The sequence below is a fragment of the Pseudomonas sp. PS02302 genome (assembly GCF_029959585.1).
Lineage (GTDB): Bacteria > Pseudomonadota > Gammaproteobacteria > Pseudomonadales > Pseudomonadaceae > Chryseomonas > Chryseomonas aestiva.
Genome location: NZ_JASCON010000195.1, coordinates 1 through 282 on the forward strand (window position 1 = coordinate 1; position 282 = coordinate 282).

1 pseudogene is annotated in these 282 nt (G+C 68.1%); it reads right to left on the reverse strand.

What is annotated here, in order from left to right:
• A pseudogene (locus QMX82_RS25750) lies at positions 1–282 on the reverse strand (MFS transporter); the annotation flags it as partial.

Here is a 282-nt window from a genome sequence, read left to right on the forward strand (position 1 = left end):
GTCAAGCACAGCAGCAGCGGCAGCAGTGCCCCCCCCAGGGGGAGGCCGCTGAGCGCCATGAGACCCGCTGCCGCGCGCAGGAAGCCGAGGCCGCAGAGATAACCGGCAGGCAGCCAGCGCGTCAGCCAGGCCGCCAGTAGGGGGAGCACCAGCAGCGGCAGGATCACGGCCAGCAAACTCAGGCCCGCCTGGGTCGCCCCCAGACATTCTACACCGATCAGTCGCAGGGGCAACAGGACTATGAACACGATGTAGCAGACGCAGGTACCGATGGGCAGCAGC